Here is a 20,227-nt window from a genome sequence, read left to right as displayed (position 1 = left end):
CATAATTTATTTGGATTGTAACTTATTGGTTATTCACAGCAGATGCAGCAGTAATTCGGTAAAACATCCCCATTGAAAAATCTTGCAGCAACTCGAAATGCCCCTCAATTAATATTGGGTCGTAGGTGAATTTTACGGGTATATCCGTGATTACCTCTACGAAACCTCCGGGGCCACCAGGCATATGGAAAGGGCAGGCGTGTGGATATGCCATCAGGATAAAGTGGCTTTGAAACTCTCCTGCATCAAGAGGTAATAAATAGCCATTGAGTTTTACGGATGAGTTATCAAGAGATTTGAGAACTGGTGTAAACGTAGGCACATATTGAACAAAGTTATTAATCTCTTCCTGCCTAACATCAATATCTGTCAAAATGCTCCAATCAATTGAGCCCTGGGTACTTGGTGCAGGTTTCCATATTTCAGGAATATTTTGTTCAGCGAAGGGGCGGAGAAGGTCATCCTGAGCAGTTACATTTATGCTTATAAAAAAGCAGAGAAAAATCAGGATGAGGTATGTGAACTTATTTTCCATTCTAGCGCCCTCTTTTTAACAATATAGATGGATCAACGCGGTAGGCAGTAAGAGCTGGCCACAGTGATGCAGCAGCCCCAGTCAGAACGGCTCCTATTATCAGACCAAGTTCGGTTGAATATAATCGCATGCCCGTAAGTCCAAATACTGCAGCAGGGGCGTAGGTTTCATGAAGAACCAGTAGTAAAAGATGGGCTAAGGAAACACCAATAACGGCACTGGTTATGGCGATTAGCAACCCTTCCAGAAGGCGTTGGCTGATAGTAAATGTGGAACTGGCTCCAACTGCTCTCATAAGCGCCATATCGTATAATCCCGCGGCTGAAGAATGGCTGACTGTTATAAATATACTCACGCCGCCAATCACCGTGAGTATTATAGCAACAGCCTGAATGGTTTCTGAGATGCCAGTGGTGAGGTCAAAAAGCCTAGTGATTTCAATAGCAGGTGCTGCTGCTTGCAATCCGGGTGTTGAATTGACCATGCGGGGCATATGAACGGCTGCGATTGGCGATTTGTACCGAATAAGAAGAGCAGTGATTTCAAGACCTGTCGGGTCTATTGATTGTAAATCTGGGACGGGCTGAGATAGTATATCTTTTTCATGATGATGGGCCTCATCCTCATGTTCGCTGTGTTCTTCTAGGGTGTCATGTGCTTCTTCACCGTGGGCAAGCCATATGCTATCTATAGACGTTAAAATCAGGCGATCTAAAATACTGTAAGTTGGCTCCATGATGCCGATTACTTCATAGGGAGCGTGTTGGTGTTGAGCTTCATTGGTTCCGGAGGAAGACAGGCCGTGGGAACTGTAAAACTTTTGGCCCAAGTTCATTTTAAGCGCCTTATGTACCGATGAACCAATGACCACCTGCTGAGCTTCATGCCATATTTCGCCAGAAGCTAAACGAGCATCATAGAATTCCATAATATTAGGCGTTGTTCCTACAACCCTGAATCTTCTGAAACTATCCCCGAGTGCGAGCGGCAATGTTTCAGAGACATAGGGGTGTTTCATTATGGTTTGGGCATCCGTAAGTGGGATATTGCCTGTTGGGATATCTATGTGAAGTAAACTTGAAAGAACAAGCTGAAGAGGGCTGCCTTTAGCTCCAACAACCAAATCAACATCAGCAATATCCTGTTTAAGCCGGTATGCTGTATGTTCTCTTATTTGAATAAGTAATGACATCAGGGCAACCGCAGCAGCAAGCGTAGCCATGGTAAGAAATGTGCTCAATGGACGGTGCAGCATGTTTGCCAATGTTAATTTGAAAATGAGCTTCATCATGCTGGGCTCGTTTCTTGGCTTTTCAAAATGAGGCGCTTTTCAAAGAAAGGTTTAATGCGCTTATCATGGCTTGCCACCAGCAGTGTTGCACCCCATTCGGCACACAAGTTATTTAGCAATTCCATAACGTGTGCTGTATTTTCATCATCAAGAGCTGACGTTGGTTCATCCGCAATAACGACTGGTGGTTGGCACATCGCGGCTCGAGCAATTGCCACACGCTGTGCTTCACCATGGCTTAAAGCTGAAGGCTTGGTATGTTTCTTATCGGTTAAACCTAAGCGCTTTAGAAGATGTTCAGCCCAGCCTTTATCAGTAGGCTGGTTGGTGAATTGTTGGGGCAGGGTTATGTTTTCGTAAACGTTTAGGCTGGAAACTAAATGATAGTCCTGAAAAATTAAACCGAACATTGATGCTCTCAGGCGGTCTATTTCTCCGGATTGTAAACCAGATAGTAGTATACCGTTTACCCAAATATCACCGGAAGAAGGTTTGGACAGGCCAGATAATAGCGAGATTAATGTAGTTTTTCCGCATCCTGATGCGCCTAGCAGAAGTTGGTTTTCGCCTTCATGCAAGCACCAACTTTTAATGTATAGTATCTCCTGGTCGCTATAGCTGTGACGTAGTTCTTTAGTTTCGATTAGCGGCGTTTCACTATCTGTAGGCATGAGCGATATATTAGCGTTGGTTATATTAATTTATACGATTAATGATGTTATATAATCACTTTTTTAAATGAGCAAGCTCCAAGAATATGGCTATAACTATAGTAAGAAGCGGGGAGTGTGCGGTAAATGAGGTTCCCTAGATAAACAAAAGGCAGCGCTACAGCACTGCCTGTTTCATTGGAAAATTAATCGATATCAATAGCCTATGGCCTGGCCATCTTTGCGCATCTCAGTTGCGCCTGTGTAAACCCCGGTTTTAGGGTTACGCATAATGGCCTGATATCCACCAAACATAATGCCGTTATCAATAACCTGAACCCGGTGCCCCATTGCTTTCAGTTTTGCCACTGTTGCAGCGCTGATGCCTGGTTCAAGGTTTAGGGTTCCGATTAAATCCACACTGTTATCACCGATGCGGCCAGTTGGCTCGCGGCCACCGATATGATTAAGCCTTGCTGCATCACCTGCTTCTTGCAGATTCATGCCGTAATCAACAATATTGATCAGTACCTGAACGTGGCCTTGGGGCTGCATACCACCGCCCATTAAGCCGAAGCTGATATACGGCTGGCCGTCTTTCATTACAAAAGCTGGGATAATAGTATTAAAGGGCCTTTTCCCCGGTGCGTAAACATTCGGGTGATTAGGGTCCATAGAGAATAATTGACCGCGGTCCTGAAGCATAAAGCCGAGGCCGTCCGGCACCAGCCCAGACCCCATACCACGATAATTAGATTGAATGAGCGAAACCATCATGCCGTTTTTATCAGCCACAGTCAGATAAGTGGTATCCCCTTCACCTTCAATTCTTGGGTCACCCGGTTTAGGATTAGGGTTAACCTTGGTGGCGTCAATAAGAGCAAAGCGCTTACGGCCATATTCGTCGGTTAACAGGCTTTTGATATCAAAATCACTGAAGGCCGGATCAGCATAGAAGCGACCTAGGTCTTCAAAGGCAAGGCGTTTCGCTTCCGTAATGTAATGTAGCACCTCTGCGCTGCCGCGTGACCATTGGGTTAGGTCTACATTTTTCAAAATGTTAGCCATTTGAAGGGCTGCAAAGCCTTGGCTGTTTGGCGGCAGTTCACAAAGTTCATGGCCTCGATAGTCAACACAAGCAGGGTCTACCCATTCGCTTTTATGGCTTGCAAAATCCTCGTAGCGCAGGTCTCCGCCAATGCGTTTCATATAGGCATCAATAGTTTTCGCTATTTCACCTTTGTAGTAAGCGTCTCTGCCTTCGCTGGCTAACATCTTAAAGGTACGTGCCAGGTCAGGGTTTTTGAAAAGTGATCCTGCTTTCGGTGCACCATTTTTGAAATAAGTAGCGCGGGCATTATCAAATTCATTTATTGTCGCAATGCGTTCTTCAAAGCGTGCCAGGTTCATCTGGAAATAACGTGCGATTACTGGCGATACTGGAAAACCATTTTCCGCATAGTCAATTGCAGGCTTTAAAACGTCTGACATGGGTTTGTTGCCAAAGCGTTTGTGAAGCTCGAACCAACCATCTACAGCACCGGGTACACTCACAGGTAAATCCCCAAATGGTGGTAGTGTGTCCTTGCCCTTCAGTCTCGCCGCTAATTCATCATAAGAGCGGCCTTTTGGGCTCCTGCCTGATGCATTAAGGCCATAAAGCTTCTTGGTTTTCGGATCCCATACAATAGCGAATAAATCACCGCCCATGCCGTTGCCAGTAGGCTCCATAAGTCCGATAGCAGCGTTTGCTGCAATGGCTGCATCTACTGCATTCCCACCTGATTTGAGGATATCTATCGCAACCTGGCTTGCAAGTGGGTGCGCGGTGGCTGCCATGCCGTGTTCTGCATAAACTGGGCTTCTGGACCAAAGCGCACCAACAGGTCTGCCGCCAGCGCCAATATCATCGATAACTGGTTTATCGTCAGCTGCGGTTGCCGCCAGTGAAGCTGCCAGCATTATCGTGACAGCGCCTTTTTTAAGAAACTTCATTTTTCACTCCCCTCATAAGCAGCGTGGTGTGGCTGCAATTTGCCCCTGAGTTTTCAGACCGAAGGTTACCGCAAACCAGACGATTGCCAATACAAACACGAAAAGGTGATTGCCTCTAACTGAAGTTATAGAGATATGGGTATTGCTTGACATAAGGGCCAAAGGCTTGTGTGTTACCGGGCAATGTAAGCGAAAGTACGGTTTGGGACGTGCTTTGGAGCTTGCAAAGGGAATGTTCATCCCATGGGGGCGGGGGATATACATGAAGAGATAATTTTGTGTGTTTTATTAGTGATCGCGTGTTTCGCGATTAAATCCTGAACTATTGCCTAAATTGCCCCGATATGCCGTTTCCTCAGACTATAAAATTTAATCAAAACACCAAAATTGTCAGGCCTCACAGCTTAGCTGTTCTGTCAGTATTATTACCTGCTTTTATTACTCTTGATGCGCAAGCCGATGCTACAGAGTTTTATGATTTGAAGGAAATCAGCGTAACAGCCGTTAGAAGCAAGGATAGAGTTCTGCAGCCGGCACTTGATCTTGATCAGGCATATTTTGAACAGACTGTTCCAACAGATTTTACTGATGTTTTCCGAGGGGTGCTCGGCGTTGGTATTCGGACTAATTCACGGGGTGAAGCAGTACTGAGGTTGCGCGGTTCGGAAGAGCGCCAGTCGCAGGTGTTTATTGATGGCGCGCCAATCAGTGTTCCTTGGGATGGTCGCGCTGACCTTTCCCTGTTTCCTGCTAGTTTGATTAGAAGCGCGCGGGTTATCAAAAGCGCAGCACCTATTGAATACGGCGCAAACGCAGTTTTAGGTGTTGTCGATATATCTACTCTTGTTGATAGTGATGAGTTCCGTTTGAACGCGCGCACGGAATACGGCACCCATGATACCTTCACGTTGGAAGGTGATGTCTATATTCCAATTGGCAATTGGGCGCTTCAGTTTGGTGCAAACCATTTCGAGCGTGATGCCATCAGTGTTGCTGATGCAGATGTTATCCCGTTTGATCCGCTAGAAGGTGAAGGCAGAACCAACACTGACTTGGAAAGTACAAGCCTTTTTGCAGCCGTATCACTGGATGAAGAATGGGGAACAGTGCGTGCGTCTGTTTTTGATATCAATTCGGAAAAAGGTATTGCGGCTGCTGCTCATATTGACCCCGCTGTTGGAAATCCGCGTTTTTGGCGATATCCAAACTGGCATATGACACAAATGAACTTGGCTGCAGACATCAATTTGAACGATACCACAAGCCTGAGGGTAAATACCTGGCGGCAGGATTTCGAACAAACCATACTGTCTTTCACGGATGCGAATTATAACGAGCTTGAAGACAGACAGGATGATGAAGATAACACATGGGGCGGGCGCGTTGTACTTTCTCATGAGCAGCCGCTCATCACTACACGACTGGTAGCGTCCTTACAGCAAAGCACCCATGAGCAAACCGAAGACGATGTACTCGGCGGCGTGAACGGGGAACTGGAAAGGTTTCGCCAGCGTTTGTTCAGTGTTGGTGGCGAAGTTGATGTGCCTTTAAGCGAAAATGTGAAAACATCTTTTGCACTTGCTTATGACAGAGCAGCAACACCGCTAACGGGTGGCCGACCAGACCAGCCTGCCATTGGGAAATGGGCGGCAAGCGGAGCATTGGAATGGCAGGCATCACCAGATTTAACTATTACTGCAACGGTAGGACAGCGCCTTAGATTTCCAACCATGCGGGAGTTATATGGCACGGCGCTTGGGCGTTTTCTTTTGAATCCTGACCTAAGGCCAGAAACAGCTTTATTGGCTGATATTACCGTTGATTGGGCTCCAGCTGATTTACCAATTACACTAACGGTTACACCGTGGGTTTCGCGTATCGATGATACGCTTTCACGTCGGAATGTAACAGTGGATGGTTCAGTTCTTCGTCAGCGGTTTAATCTGGAAGGTTCACGCGGTATTGGCCTTGAGGCGGCATTCACTTGGGCGGTGAGTGACGGACTAAGCTTTGAAGCAAATATGCTTCTACAAGACTTGGAAGCAAATCGGGATGAAGAAGGTAATCGTCCAGTATTGTTTCAGCGACCTAATAGCCAGATATTGCTGGCCGCGAACTATAGGTTCGAAGGCGGAGCTAATATACGCGCTGAAATGAACCACACTGGTCGCGCTTTTGATGAGGATGAAGACGATAGTGTTGTGGCACTTAACAGATCAAATGAATTTAATGTGCAGTTTTATGTGCCTCTCAAGGAAACCAGCTTTGGCTCTTTGCAATTTTATGGTGCCTTGAACAATATTACGGATACGGTTGTCTTGCCGCAGTTAGGCCTACCTGCGCCAGGACGGACTATAAAATTTGGTATTAGGCTTAATGGAGGATAATGCCATCAAAGATCACAAGCATGTGACGTGCAGGAGCTGTGAAAAGAGGCCATCTTCTTTCACGCATACTTGAGTATATAAAATGTTATTTTATAACGTTCCTGTATTCTGGAATAGAAGTTCGCTATGAAATGGGTAAAGCGTTCTCGCTGTTTCAATCGAGTAGACCAACAAAGCATAAGGGGGAGACCTATGAAGCTTGGGATTAACTTAGGGCTGGCACTGATGATGGCTACATCACCACTGCTGGCTGCAGACGATGATTTGATGTCTGCAAAAACTTTTGCTGGTATGAAAGTTCGGAATATTGGTCCGGCTTACATGTCTGGACGTGTATCTGATATCGCAGTTGATCAGACCGATCCATCTACATGGTATGTTGCTATGGGATCTGGTGGTGTTTGGAAAACAGTGAATGCAGGTACAACATGGAAGCCGATCTTTGACGATCAGGATGTTTATTCCATTGGTGATGTTACCATTGATCCTAGCAACCCAAACATTATCTGGGTTGGTACAGGTGAGAATAATGGTGGTCGCCATATCTCATTCGGTGATGGTGTTTATAAATCGCTTGATGGCGGTAAAACATGGAAGAACATGGGGCTGAAAGCTTCGGAGCATATTGGCGATATTGTTATTCACCCAACAGATTCAAATACAGTTTGGGTTTCTGCTCAGGGACCGCTTTGGTCAAAAGGCGGTGAGCGCGGTGTTTATAAAACTACGGACGGTGGTAAAACATGGCGCAATGTTCTTGAGGGCGACGAATGGACTGGTGTAGGCACACTGGCAATCGATCCGAGCAACCCAGATAAGCTTTATGCCGCTAAATGGCAGCGCCAACGTACTGTCGCAGCGTTAATTGATACAGGTCCGGGATCTGGCCTATTCACATCTGATGATGGTGGTGAAACTTGGGTGAAGATGAAAACAGGTTTGCCGGGGGGAGATCTTGGTAAATCAAGCATCGCTGTATCACCAATTGATCCAAACGTTGTGTATGCAGCAATTGAAACAAATGGCCGTAAAGGTGGTTTCTGGCGTTCTTCAGACAAGGGTGCAAGCTGGAAGAAAATGTCTGATATCGTTGGTGGTGGTACAGGACCTCACTATTATCAGGAAATCTTCGTAGATCCTGACACGTTTGACATGGTTTATATGTCAAGTAACGTAAGTTCTTTCTCAATGGATGGCGGTAAAACATGGAAGAACGTGAACCTAAAGAACCGCCACGTTGATGATCATGCTTTTGCTTTCCACCCAACTGACCCTGATTTCATTTTGGTAGGTTCAGATGGCGGTCTTTATGAGAGCCGCGATAACATGGCAACATGGCGCTTTATGGAGGGTATCCCTGTAACGCAGTTCTACAAGATTGCGGCTGATGATGATTACCCATTCTATAATGTTTATGGTGGTACACAGGATAACTCCACTCAAGGTGGCCCAAGCCGTACACGCCGTGAAGATGGTATCAAAAATTCAGATTGGTATCTGATTATGGGTGGTGATGGTCACCAGCCTGCAACAGAGCCTGGCAATCCAGATATTGTTTATGCGCAGTGGCAGCAGGGTAACCTGAACCGTTATGACCGCAAAACACGGGAAACAATCTACATTCAGCCGCAAGGTAAACCGGGTGACCCGGCAGAGCGCTTCAACTGGGATGCGCCGATCAACGTTTCTCATCATGATCCGAAACGCCTATATCACGCATCACAGCGCCTATGGCGTTCTGATGATCGTGGTGATAGCTGGACAGCGATTTCCCCTGATCTGACCCGCAATGAGAACCGCTTGCACATTCCGATGATGGACCGCAAGTGGGGTGCTGAAGCAGGTTGGGATCTTTATGCGATGTCCAACTACAACACGATTGCGAACGTGGCTGAAAGCCCAGTGGATGAAAATATCCTTTATGTGGGTACAGATGATGGCCTTATTCAGGCTACGTCTGACGGCGGTGAGAACTGGACACGTTACGAGATTGGTAAAATCAAAGGCGTTCCTGCGCGTGCATACGTGAATGATATCCGTGCTGACCGTTTCGATGCCGATACAGTTTACGCAGCACTCGATAACCATAAGGAAGGTGATTATAAGCCTTACCTTATTAAAAGTACAAACCGTGGTAAAAGCTGGAAAATGATCACAGGTGGTCTGCCAGAGAAGAACCTCGTATGGCGTATTACACAGGACCATGTGAATAAAGACCTTATGTTCATTGGTACTGAGTTTGGCCTTTATTTCACAGTTGATGGTGGTTCAAACTGGGTAGAGCTAACAGGCGGTGTTCCAACAATTTCTTTCCGTGATGTTCGCATTCAGCGTAGAGAAAATGATCTGGTAGCAGGTAGCTTTGGCCGTGGTATCTTCATTCTTGATGATTATTCAGCTCTTCGTGGTTTGAATAACGATACACTTGATCAGGAAGCGCTCCTATTTGCTAAAGATAAAACGCTTCTTTTCAATGAAGATGGCCTTCATAGTGATAATCAGGGTGCTAACCAGTGGGTTGCTGATAACCCACCATACGGTGCAACCTTTACATATTATCTGAAAGACACGTTTAAAACATCTAAGCAAAAGCGTGTTGCTGCAGATAAAAAACTCGCTAAAGATGGCAAAGATGTATTGTTCCCGGCCTGGGATGTGCTTGAAGCTGAGCTTCGTGAAGCAAAACCAAAGGTATTTGTAACCATTAAGGATGCTTCTGGAAAAGTGATCCGTCATGTAGCAGCTGCAAACAAAAAAGGTGTGCAGCGGGTAACATGGGACCTTCACCATGCGGCACAGGAAGCGATTACTTATGCGGCGAGTTCTTCACGTGCGAAGAATGCGAACGGTGTAAAAGCTATTCCTGGTACATATACAGCAACACTGAATGTGCGGGAGAACGGCAATATTCGCCAGCTGGCACAGCCGGTTTCTTTCGAAGTGGTAGCCGATGTTGCACCAACGCTTCAGAAAGCATCAGCTGCTGAAGTGCAGGCCTTCCAGCAGAAGGTTAGCAAAGCTGGTGCTGCTGTTCGCGCGGCAAGTGCTGTGATCAGTGACCTACAGAAGCAGCTTAAAGTCTACCGCGTGGCGATGGACCGTACAGCTGATCAGGCAGCTCTTGAAACACAGTATGAAGCTATTCGTGCAGAGCTGTTCAGCTTAGCTGAACTGTTGAATGGTAAGAAGGCGGATGACCGTAAAGGTGCTGAGCCGGAAACTATTTCAAGCCGTATTGGTTTTGCACAGTTTAACAGTGGTAGTTCTTACGGGCCTACACCACAGAGCCATGAGCAAATGGGCTACGCGCTTGAAGCCTTCCGAGATGTGCGCCGTCGCCTTGGTATCATGACTGAGCAGACAATCCCTGCGTTTGAGAAAGCTCTGGAAGATGCTGGTGCCCCTTGGGTGCGCGGCTCAATGAAGCTGCCAAGCGCTGAGTAATTCCAGTGCTTGAATATCACATAAGTGATTAAATGAAGGAGCCACCGGTAATTATCGCCGGTGGCTCTTTTTATTGAACGTGTGGTTATTGTCTAGCAGTTTGCCGGTTTTTAGTTTGCTGTGCGTCCTGCAATAATTTTTTCCGCTAGATCAGCTACCTCAGCTTCTGGATTTATAGGGTTACTAGAAATAATGAGATCTGGTGTCATGGGCTGTTGGCATAAAGCATCCCCCGATGACCGGGTAAAGATAGCTGTTGGTAAAGTCACTTCGAGTTTGGACCCGGATAAAATAAGTGGCTGAATACGGCCAGTTGTGCATGATCGAACGCCACTTGATGGGCCTGCTATCACTGCTTGTTTTGAATCCTGAAACGCCGTTAAAAATAAAATGGATGATGAATAACTGAGTGGCCCCATTAGCAAGTATGCTTGGCCCGGTATTTTTAACTCTTCTTGTCCATCAACAGGGATCATATAGTCAAAGGGCGCTTCAACGATGGAACCAAGCTCCCCCTTCACCGGGCCGAGACGAAGGTTTCTTTCCGTCAGCCGTACTTTGAATTTCGAAACAAAAGAAAATGGTTCAGAAGCTACATAAGGCGCAATGCCTAGATGCCAATAGTGATCAGTGCCACCAGGGTTCTTGCGTACATCAATAATTACATCTTTTACGCCCTTATCGTGGAACTCCTGCCATGTCGCTTTCATGAAATTGAAAAAGGCTTCTTCATGGGCTGGCTTATAGTAAAAACGGTCAATTCGCAGATACCCAATATCATTATCAAGTACTTTTCGCTGAACCAGTTCTTCAAGCTCCGGATCTACTGCTCTTGGGTTTTGATCACTACCAATGACCGTGTGTGTGTAGGGCTGTCCATTTTTTTTGGTTTCAATCTTGTAATAACCGCTGTCCCCATAAAGCATCCAATACATCTGGGAAAACCTGTCAGAAGCTAAGGCAAGGCGGTGGTTTGGAGAATCGCCGTGCATTCTACTTGAAATAGCTTTTATAATCTCTGCTGATTTGAGGCCGTTAATTCGTGTTATTTCATCACCTGCTTTGAAGCCTTCAACTGTCCCTTGGGTATCAGTAATATAAATATGGTTTGCTGTATCTATTTGTACTTTAAAGGGGAATAGACGGCCGCCGCTTTCTATATGGTTTTGAAGATATTTGCCTGCTTCGGGAAAGAAGACAGCCATATGGCCGTCTTGAAAATATGGGTTTAACTGCGCGAAATATTGCCAAGCTTCATAGTGGCTCAGCGGTTTCTTTAATCCTTCCGAAAGTCTCTCTATTTGAAACTTCACCTGTTCCACATCCATGGTGAACCTTGGATCGGGATGAGTAGTCTCCAGCAGATCTTTTAGCTGTGCCAAGTCCTCTCTAAGTGCCTCAGCTGAAACTAATTCGCCTTCCGGCAGTCGTTTTGTTTGTACTTCGGTTTGTTGAGAAGATGTCTGAGCAGTACTGTTTACAGGGGTCGCTGTTGCGCAAACGCTAAAGAGCATAGCGCTTGAAGCGATTAGGGTCGTTTTCATTTTCTGAGCCTCGCATGAAGGTATAGTTTATTATAATTTATAAGCTTTAACTTATGTTTAGCTGATGGTGGTCGTTTTCAAGCCATTTTTAAAAAATGTTGAACCGAAGAGTTAAAAGCGGGGAAAACTTGGCGATATAGCTGAGATCACCTATCGCTTTAGCTATTTTCGGGTGTTCGCTATCTAGGCTTCGGTCATTCTGTTTTTGATAAAACAGGAGGTCTGTGATGATTAAGAACAAGATAGCTTGGCCAGAAGGTGCTAAATGCGCGGCTGCCATTACGTTTGATATTGATGCGGACAGTTTGATCCATATTTCTAAACCTAATGACGGCCATGATCGACTGTGCCCGCTTTCTATGGGACTTTACGGTCCAACTGCTGCAATGCACCGCATATTGGATACCTATAAAAAATTTGGCATTAGACAGACATTCTTTATTCCTGCGTGGTGTATGGAACAATATCCAGAGATGGTGGAAAATATCCTGGAGGGGGGGCATGAAATCGCACACCACGGCTATATTCATGAAGATCCTACTACGCATTCAGCAGAAGAACAGCGTTACTGGTTTGAAAAAGCCCTAGACGTGCATGTGCGTATGACCGGCAGTAAGCCGAAAGGTTATCGGGCACCTGTTTACAACGTAAACATGGCTGTGGTTGATCTGCTGATTGAACACGGCTTTCTTTATGAAAGCTCTATGATGGCGGATGATACACCATACATTCTGCAGACAGATAAGGGTAGCTTGGTGGAAGCGCCTGTTCATTGGGCTGTTGATGATTGGCCACCTTTCGCACATTACCCTGAAATTGATTATATGATGCATGTTCAGCCCGCGTCACATGGCCTTCAGGGGTTCTGGGAAGAGTTTGAAGCACAGCACAAATATGGTGGTTTTTGGATGTCTATCTGGCACCCATTCCTGACTGGACGGTTATCCCGCTGGTCGATGGTGGAGGAATGGCTTGAACGGGTGCTTGAACGCGGTGATGTATGGTTTGCTCCGGTTCATGAAATCGCTTCATATGTTCAAAACCAGCATGAAACAGGTGCACAGGATATAAGGGTGGACAGGTTGCCTTATTATCCACAGGCACAGTTTCCAGCGGCGCGAGAACATAAAAAGTAGCACTGATCTTCAGGCGCTCAGAGAGACATCTTGCCCCGAAACCTTTGTTGGTTTCGGGGCTTTTCTTTGGATGTGAACTCCTTTGCGAAGAGTAACCTTAGGATGCTTATAAAACATTTGTAATCAATGCTTTAGTTTGTGTTTTGAGTGCATTCATCTATAGGCTGAATTTATCTCACATGATGTCAGGGGAGTCTTCTTTCATACTCAGTGTCGGGGAAAAGGGTGCCCGATGATGGGCTGCGGCAGCTGCTCCCGGAGTGCCTGCTGATTAATTTCTGATGTATGGGAGGATGATAATGCGCAAGCATTTCGTACCGAGCACGTTGCACCGGCAGCTGATGAGTGCTGTTGCTGTTACTACCGTTCTGGCAACACAAGCGTGGGGACAGGATGATGGAAAAGAACGTGAGCAAAAATATGCTCTTGAAGAGGTTGTTGTAACCGCACAAAAACGCTCTGAATCTCAGCAGAGTGTTGGTGTTACACTTTCTGCTTTTTCTGGCGATGTAATGAAAGAACTGAATGTTGATGATATCGCTGATGTAGCGGCAAATATCCCCAACGTTCAGGTGAACTACGGTTTTGGCCCTACGAACTTTAACGTACGCGGCCTTGGTGTGAATGAATTTTCCAGTAATTTGGATTCACCAATCGCCGTACATGTTGATGAAAGCTATATTTCGAAGAGCTTCACCACGAGCTTGCTTTTGTTTGATATTGGCCGAGTTGAAGCGCTTAAAGGTCCGCAAGGTACGCTCTTTGGTCGGAATGCCACAGGTGGCGCGGTAAACTTTTTCACAAATAAGCCGCATAATGAGTTTGAAGCTAGCATTAATGCTGGGTTTGATACTTATGAAACGCTCCGTGTTGAAGGTGTATACAATACACCACTTACTGATAGCCTAAGCCTCCGCCTGTCTGGTTTTGTTATTAATCAGGGGCAGGGTTTTTATGAAAATACCACACGAAATGAGGATGAAGGCAAAACTGATAAGTGGGCAGTGCGTGGCCAGCTTAATTGGGCTGGTGAAAACACTGAGGTGAACTTGTCACTTTCTTACGGTCAGGATCGTTCCGACTTTATTCCGTATGAAGGTGTAGGTGTTGCAACTCCTGAATCGGTAGCTGCTGGTGCACCTGAATTCTGCCCTGAGTATCTGAATGGTACTGCGCGCGGTAATACAGCTAATTGTGTACGTACAATTGATGGTTTGAACCCGGGTGACGATGATCCTTTCACATCAGAAGGTGATGTGGAACACCAAGTGAATAACGAATCTTTCATCGGCCAACTTCGCATTGATCATGATTTCTCAATTGGTACATTCTCTTCCATATCAACTTACCAAACATTTGAACGCGACCAGCGTGAAGATGCTGATGGTACGCCTGGACCGGGTATTGAGAATTTCTACTATGATAAAGTAGAAGTATTTGGTCAGGAACTGCGCCTTGCTTCAGATAATGCTGGTGTTTGGAACTATGTTGCGGGCCTTTACTATCTGAAAGATGATTTCCGTCAATCAGAATACCTACGTGTTGCAGGTGGTGCTGTACCAGGCTTGTTCTCTAGCTTTACGCAGAGCAATGAAGCCGTTGCGGCTTTCTTGCACAATAACTTCCAACTTACTGACTCTTTTAGCCTTACAGGCGGCATTCGATGGAGTAGAGAAGAAGTAACTATCGTTGGCGGTACGGATGCGGGCTTAGGCTCTATCGACTTTGGTGATGGTGAAGATGGCCCAGAAACAATCGTTGCTACGCTTGCAACACATACACTGTTGCCAGATGGTGGTGAGCGTACAGACGAAAACGTAAACTTCAAAGTAGGTTTCGAATGGGAACCAGAGCTGGAAGCTTTTGATCAGTTCTTGTTCTTTGGTAATGTTTCTACAGGTTTCCGTTCAGGCGGTTATAACGCGACATTTGTTTCTGCACAGGAAGGTTTCACGTCTCTTGAGCCTGAAACAATCACTGCTTATGAAGCTGGTTTCAAAACTACATTCCTTGATAACCGTGCTCGAGTAAATGTATCTGGTTTCATTTATGATTTCTCTAATGGTATCGTAAATGTGGATACACCTTTCGCGGTTCTTCCAGTTGCTGTGAACGCTGCCTCTATTGATACCAAAGGTATTGAGATTGATGGTCAGTTCCTTCTTGCGCCTGGCCTTGAACTGAACGTTGCAGGCGGTTGGCTTGATTCTGAAATCGTAAGCGATATTACGGCGGCTGGTGTAAGCCTTAATGGCTTTACGCCGGTAAATGCGCCTGAGTGGACCTTCAATGGTCAGCTTCGCTATGAGTTCGAAGTAAGTGATGATTGGAACATGATTGTTTCAACAGATTGGAGCTGGCGCGATGACCAGTTCCTGGAAACAGTGAACGCACCGTCTAACCTTGAAGATGCTTACTGGATTGGTAATGCCCGTATCACGCTTACCGATGTCACCGAGAAATACAGCGTTTCCATTTACGGCAGTAACATAACCAATACCACATACCGGACTTATGCGAATGACCTACCAAGCTTTGGCTGGCTCTTGAATATCTATGGTCCACCAAGAGTGTTTGGTGTTTCCGCAGGCGTACGCTTCTAAACATTGAGATAGAAATCATCAGGGGCTTACGGGCCTCTGAAAACCGTTTAGTTTGAGGGTTGGAGACCGATCAATGACCAATGATTTTGCATATATGGCGGCTTATGAAATCGCTGATTTAATCCGAGCGCGGGAAGTGTCTCCGGTGGAAGTAATGTTAAGTACTATCAACCGCATTGAAGCACGAAATGCATCTATGAATGCTTTTGTGTTTACGGCTTTTGAAGAAGCCCTCGAAAATGCTAAGGCGGCTGAAGATGAGATAATGCGCGGTGATTACAAAGGCCCACTTCACGGTATTCCAACAGCTATGAAAGACCTCTTTGATTTTAAGGAAGGATGGCCGTCCACACTTGGTGGTGTTCCAGCGATGAAGGATAACATTGCAGAAAACAACTGCGCTTATACAGAACGCATGGAAGCGGCTGGTGCGATTATTGTTGGTAAAACAAATAGCCCTACGTTTGGTTATAGAGGTACTTGTGACAATTTCCTTTTTGGTCCTACGGGAAACCCATTTAACACCAACTACAACAGCGGCGGTTCGTCAGGTGGTAGTGCTGCAGCGGTAGCTGATGGTTTAGTACCAATAGCGGAAGGAACTGATGGGGGTGGTTCTATTCGTATTCCAGCTGCCTGGTGTAACAATTATGGGTTCAAGCCTTCTTTTGGTCGCTCACCTATTCTTATAAGGCCAAATGCTTTTGGTGCTTCCACACCGTTCATTCATATGGGTCCAATCACGCGTAATGTTAAAGATGCCGTAAATACGCTTAATGCCTTATGTGGGCCGCATCCGGGTGATCCTTTAGCTGTTATGCCAAAGGAAGATCTGAGTGGATATGTTGGCCGCCCGGTTAGCGGCATGAAAGTAGCGTTTACTGAAGATTTTGGAATTTTCCCGGTTGTTCCGGAAGTACGAGCCGCAGTTCGCCGTACAGCTGAAAAACTACGGGAAGCGGGTGTTGTCGTTGAGGATGTGAAGTTTGACATTAAGCACTCTGCTTATGAACTGGGTGAACTTTGGTGCAAATTATTTGCTCCGCTCAACAATCATGTGCTCGATAGCTTGAAGCAAAATGGCGTCGATCTCTTGAGCGGTGATATGCAACAGGTGCCTGATGAATTCATTAAATGGTCAAAATATGCTTCGGAAGAGCTCACATTTGTAGAGCATCACCGCCAACAAAGTATTCGCGGTGAAATCTTTGATGAATTCCAGCGCGTACTGGAAGGTTATGACGCTATTGTCTCTCCCACTCTTGCTTGTTTACCCGTTTTGAATGAGCAAAATGGCGATACTATGGGGCCAATAGAACTTGAGGGTGAACAGGTTGAACCTCTTATTGGTTGGTGTATGACATACTTCAATAATTTCACAGGGCATCCTGCTGCAAATGTGCCAGCGGGGCTTAGCAAAGATGGATTGCCAATTGGGCTTCATATCACGGGCCGGATGGGGGCAGATGGTGATGTTATCGCGCTCAGCAGTGCCTTTGAGCTAGTTGCCCCGTGGCAGCAACATTATGATGTGTGTAAAGCGCGTGTGTTGTAAGAACGGCTGAATGGAGTGGGGCATACGTGCCCCATCATACTTCACCGCTGGCATATAGACTTTATTATTAAATTCTGGCTAACATACTTTAATCAGACGGGAAATTTGAGGCTTTAACATATGGCAAGACTTCCGCAGCTTAGAGGACTTCAGGCATTTGATGCTGCAGCAAGGCACTTGAGCTTCAAAAAGGCGGCTGAAGAATTAAACGTTACGCCTACAGCGATTAGCCATTTGATCAAAGCCCTTGAAGATGATCTTGGTCTAAAGCTGTTTAACCGGTTGACCCGGTCTTTATCCCTTACTCAGGCTGGTGAAGTATACGCACCGCATGTGCATGAAGCTTTTCGTAAGCTTGAAGAAGCTTCACTTGCTATTACGGATAGTGATGCCAGTGGTCCTATCCATATCACCACGACAAAGACATTCGCCAGTAAATGGCTATCGCCTCGTTTGCATACCTTTAGCGCTGAAAATCAGGAGTTCCGGGTAAAGCTTGATGCCAGTGATATGGTACGCGATTTTGCTGTAAACAATATTGATATTGCAATCAGGCACGGTACTGGTGATTACGGCGATCAATATTATTCTTGGATACTCGATAACTATGTAGCGCCAGTTTGTTCGCCTGATTTATTTGAAAGTGGCGATATTACGCCGGAAGATCTGCTCAAACATCCGCTAATTGTTTATGAATGGAGTGGGTTTTGTGAAGAAGATCCTGACTGGGAAAAATGGTTCGCTGAATGTGGCATTGAAAAACCTAATCTGGATTTAGCAGAAACCTATAGTGACGAGCATATTTGTGTTCAGGCAGCTTTAGACGGTCGTGGTATTGCGCTCACAAGTCTACTGGCTAGCGCTTCTCACATTGAAGCAGGGCGATTGATCGTGCCTGTTCCTGAGCTGTTGAAAGATAAAAGTTATTATCTCGTTTGCAATCAGCTTCATTCCGAGAGCAAGAAGGTAAAAGCTTTTGAAAACTGGCTATTGGAAGAGGCTGATACTTTCAGGGATACAGCCGTTGGCGCTCTTATGGAAAAAGAGTGGTTAAAGGACAATGAACCTTCTGAATAGTCCTCAAATAACTTTAACTCATCTAAAGGTCTAAATTCCTCAGCTATCAGATTAGCTCTTATCGCTCGTAGATTAAGCCAATTAATCGTTACTCTTAAAATAGAGAAAATCCGAGCTGGGAAGCGGCTTTATCATCTGTATATCCACAATAAAGCCGGGCTTTTCGCTATCAGAGAAATGAGGCTTTATCCGGATGACACAAGAGTTGAACGGGAAGATCGCGTTAGTTACAGGTTCTTGCAGAGGTATTGGCCGGGCATGCGCCAAGGCACTAGCAATAGCAGGTGCTCAAGTGGTCTTGAACTGGAATGAATCTGAAGACGACATCAATAATGTTGTAACCGAGATACGGTCTTTAGGGGGGAAGTGCATGCCTGTGCGTGCTGATGTCTCCAATGAGATCGATGTTCGGCAGATGTTCAACTATATTGATGAAGTCTGGGGCGCGATTGATATTGTGGTGAATAATGCCGGCGTTGCGCTTAGCAAGCCGTTTCTTGATAGTACGGAAGAAGATTTCCAGTATATTTTTGATACCAATGTAAGAGGTGCTTTCTTTGTCGGAAAAGAAGCGCTGAGGCGTATGCAAGGCCGAAGCGATCTCCCGCGGCTGATCAATATTGGATCAGAGCTGGGATACCTTGGACGTCCGAACAATGCCCTCTATGCAGCATCAAAAGCAGCTATGATGAACCTTACAAAGTCCTGGGCTACAGAATTTGCACCTTATGTGTTGGTTAATACCATTGCACCAGGGCCTATCTCCACACGTATGTTAGATCCAAAGCGTATGTCTGAGGAAAGTTTGGAACTTGAACTGAACAACCCAATGGGGCGTTTGGGTACGGTTGATGAAGTAGCTGGCTGTGTCAGGTTTTTAAGTGGCCCGGAGGCCACTTTCATAACTGGTCAAACTCTAGGGCCCAACGGTGGTGCCGTTATGCCGTAAGGGAGCTTGCGGGTTTTACAATAAAATCGAGTGGATGAGTGGTTTTACTGTCACCATTCACCACCGTGATATCCTGTGGGCATGCTGACATTGCAATGATAGTTGGCATACAGGCCTTAAGGACTATCTCATCCCGTTCTTTTGAAACCGGTGGTAGCCAGCGAAAAGCACCATTTTCCTCGACTGGAACATTCATCCACACATTGAAAGGGCTCGGCACGTAGGCCTGCGTTCTGCCGATAGCGTACATGGCCATTCGCATGTTATCGGAACAATTATCATGATATCCTTCAACGCCCAATTCTTCATATCGGTACACATCACAGGCCGCGATTACTGTATCGTGAATGCCAGCTGATGAATCTGCGACAACTTCAAGAATAGGCCGACGGCGGTTGGTAACAAGCTTATCTCCTTCTCTGGGAATAGTTCGATTTAACGCAGTTCGGCTATGTTCCATGGACATATATTCAGCCTGATTTTCGGCATTAAAGGCCCATAGATCACATACTTGACGCCCCGTTGGGTTTGCCAGAACCAGATATTCGTTTTTCTTGAGAATAACCGCACGGCCTTGTCTGGCAGGTATACGGTAAGTTTTGTTAAACTCGACACGGCCACTCGGTGATGCAGAGGTAACCAGGGTATCATTAAAGCCTTTTAATTCTGCAGCAGACCCTAGCGCGCTGCGCAGCTTTTCTTCTTCAGTGGTATAACACATTCTGGAGCCTTTCTTATTGGGGCTGTGCGCTTTGCTCAGCCAAAACCACTGTTCCAGTTTGCTCATACTTTTTAATGGTCCCGCTAATGATCATTTTTCATGTAACGCTGCATTTTTGATCAGTTTATCTGCGGCGTCCCTGAAGCTATATTTTCTGTGTTGATACGGCGTGAGGTATCGACAGCATTTCCCAGCGTATCGGGGATTGCAGTTCCATGTTTCATGGAATGAGTTTTAGTCTCCCGAGGATGTGGTAGGCGCGGAAAATTGGAGCTCTCCCTCCCCCTGAGCGTTTCCTATCAGTTGGCAGTAGCCTACGCATCCCAACTTAACCTTTCGA

Annotated in this window: 13 protein-coding genes; 7 read left to right on the top strand and 6 right to left on the bottom strand. The window is 45.9% G+C overall.

The window, feature by feature from the left end; genetic code table 11:
- Positions 1-22: 22 nt before the first annotated feature.
- From MF542_RS14270 to ggt, 4 genes are all read right to left on the bottom strand, one after another.
- A complete protein-coding gene (locus tag MF542_RS14270; RefSeq protein WP_247020627.1) occupies positions 23-535 on the bottom strand; it encodes a DUF3299 domain-containing protein in 513 nt (170 codons plus the stop codon).
- Position 536: 1 nt separating this feature from the next.
- Positions 537-1,826, bottom strand: a complete 1,290-nt coding sequence (locus MF542_RS14265) for an ABC transporter permease (protein WP_247020625.1) — start codon at positions 1,824-1,826, stop codon at positions 537-539.
- Positions 1,823-2,497: an ABC transporter ATP-binding protein gene (locus tag MF542_RS14260; protein ID WP_247020623.1), complete on the bottom strand. Its 675-nt coding sequence runs from the start codon at positions 2,495-2,497 to the stop codon at positions 1,823-1,825. Before MF542_RS14260 ends, MF542_RS14265 begins: the two co-directional genes overlap by 4 nt.
- A gap of 195 nt (positions 2,498-2,692) precedes the next feature.
- Positions 2,693-4,471, bottom strand: coding sequence for a gamma-glutamyltransferase (gene ggt / locus MF542_RS14255; RefSeq protein ID WP_247020621.1), 1,779 nt, complete (start codon positions 4,469-4,471; stop codon positions 2,693-2,695).
- Between the two features lie 344 nt (positions 4,472-4,815).
- Here ggt and MF542_RS14250 point away from each other — a divergent pair, with 344 nt between their 5' ends.
- Both MF542_RS14250 and MF542_RS14245 read left to right on the top strand, forming a co-directional pair.
- Positions 4,816-6,858, top strand: a complete 2,043-nt coding sequence (locus MF542_RS14250) for a TonB-dependent receptor plug domain-containing protein (RefSeq protein ID WP_247020619.1) — start codon at positions 4,816-4,818, stop codon at positions 6,856-6,858.
- Between the two features lie 192 nt (positions 6,859-7,050).
- Positions 7,051-10,302, top strand: coding sequence for a VPS10 domain-containing protein (locus tag MF542_RS14245; protein ID WP_247020617.1), 3,252 nt, complete (start codon positions 7,051-7,053; stop codon positions 10,300-10,302).
- 110 nt (positions 10,303-10,412) lie between these two features.
- Here MF542_RS14245 and MF542_RS14240 read toward each other — a convergent pair whose 3' ends face one another.
- Positions 10,413-11,846, bottom strand: coding sequence for a S41 family peptidase (locus MF542_RS14240; RefSeq protein WP_247020615.1), 1,434 nt, complete (start codon positions 11,844-11,846; stop codon positions 10,413-10,415).
- Between the two features lie 227 nt (positions 11,847-12,073).
- Here MF542_RS14240 and MF542_RS14235 point away from each other — a divergent pair, with 227 nt between their 5' ends.
- The 5 genes from MF542_RS14235 to MF542_RS14215 all read left to right on the top strand — a co-directional run bounded on the left by MF542_RS14235 (position 12,074) and on the right by MF542_RS14215 (position 19,166).
- A complete protein-coding gene (locus MF542_RS14235) occupies positions 12,074-12,982 on the top strand; it encodes a polysaccharide deacetylase family protein (RefSeq protein WP_247020613.1) in 909 nt (302 codons plus the stop codon).
- A gap of 299 nt (positions 12,983-13,281) precedes the next feature.
- Complete coding sequence (locus MF542_RS14230) at positions 13,282-15,585, top strand: TonB-dependent receptor (RefSeq protein WP_247020611.1); 2,304 nt, start codon at positions 13,282-13,284, stop codon at positions 15,583-15,585.
- Positions 15,586-15,658: 73 nt separating this feature from the next.
- Positions 15,659-17,140: an amidase gene (locus tag MF542_RS14225; protein ID WP_247020609.1), complete on the top strand. Its 1,482-nt coding sequence runs from the start codon at positions 15,659-15,661 to the stop codon at positions 17,138-17,140.
- Between the two features lie 120 nt (positions 17,141-17,260).
- Positions 17,261-18,217, top strand: a complete 957-nt coding sequence (gene gcvA, locus MF542_RS14220) for a transcriptional regulator GcvA (RefSeq protein WP_247020607.1) — start codon at positions 17,261-17,263, stop codon at positions 18,215-18,217.
- A 193-nt stretch (positions 18,218-18,410) separates the two neighbouring features.
- Complete coding sequence (locus MF542_RS14215; protein WP_247020605.1) at positions 18,411-19,166, top strand: SDR family NAD(P)-dependent oxidoreductase; 756 nt, start codon at positions 18,411-18,413, stop codon at positions 19,164-19,166.
- Here MF542_RS14215 and MF542_RS14210 read toward each other — a convergent pair.
- Positions 19,156-19,953 carry a DUF1989 domain-containing protein gene (locus tag MF542_RS14210; protein ID WP_247020603.1) on the bottom strand — a complete coding sequence of 266 codons (798 nt, stop codon included), beginning with the start codon at positions 19,951-19,953 and terminating at the stop codon, positions 19,156-19,158. The genes MF542_RS14215 and MF542_RS14210 overlap by 11 nt on opposite strands.
- Between the last annotated feature and the right edge of the window lie 274 nt (positions 19,954-20,227).

The organism is Kordiimonas laminariae, from assembly GCF_023008165.1.
In the GTDB taxonomy this organism is placed as follows: Bacteria; Pseudomonadota; Alphaproteobacteria; order Sphingomonadales; family Kordiimonadaceae; genus Kordiimonas; species Kordiimonas laminariae.
This window is presented reverse-complemented; position numbering and strand designations above follow the sequence as displayed.

Bases quoted from the DNA above. Each gene is read 5' to 3' on its own strand.
- MF542_RS14225 (WP_247020609.1), top strand. From the start codon at position 15,659: ATGACCAATGATTTTGCATATATGGCGGCTTATGAAATCGCTGATTTA.
- MF542_RS14240 (WP_247020615.1), bottom strand. From the start codon at position 11,846: ATGAAAACGACCCTAATCGCTTCAAGCGCTATGCTCTTTAGCGTTTGC.
- MF542_RS14270 (WP_247020627.1), bottom strand. From the start codon at position 535: ATGGAAAATAAGTTCACATACCTCATCCTGATTTTTCTCTGCTTTTTT.
- MF542_RS14210 (WP_247020603.1), bottom strand. From the start codon at position 19,953: ATGAGCAAACTGGAACAGTGGTTTTGGCTGAGCAAAGCGCACAGCCCC.
- MF542_RS14235 (WP_247020613.1), top strand. From the start codon at position 12,074: ATGATTAAGAACAAGATAGCTTGGCCAGAAGGTGCTAAATGCGCGGCT.
- gcvA (WP_247020607.1), top strand. From the start codon at position 17,261: ATGGCAAGACTTCCGCAGCTTAGAGGACTTCAGGCATTTGATGCTGCA.
- ggt (WP_247020621.1), bottom strand. From the start codon at position 4,471: ATGAAGTTTCTTAAAAAAGGCGCTGTCACGATAATGCTGGCAGCTTCA.
- MF542_RS14250 (WP_247020619.1), top strand. From the start codon at position 4,816: ATGCCGTTTCCTCAGACTATAAAATTTAATCAAAACACCAAAATTGTC.
- MF542_RS14215 (WP_247020605.1), top strand. From the start codon at position 18,411: ATGACACAAGAGTTGAACGGGAAGATCGCGTTAGTTACAGGTTCTTGC.
- MF542_RS14260 (WP_247020623.1), bottom strand. From the start codon at position 2,497: ATGCCTACAGATAGTGAAACGCCGCTAATCGAAACTAAAGAACTACGT.
- MF542_RS14245 (WP_247020617.1), top strand. From the start codon at position 7,051: ATGAAGCTTGGGATTAACTTAGGGCTGGCACTGATGATGGCTACATCA.
- MF542_RS14230 (WP_247020611.1), top strand. From the start codon at position 13,282: ATGCGCAAGCATTTCGTACCGAGCACGTTGCACCGGCAGCTGATGAGT.
- MF542_RS14265 (WP_247020625.1), bottom strand. From the start codon at position 1,826: ATGATGAAGCTCATTTTCAAATTAACATTGGCAAACATGCTGCACCGT.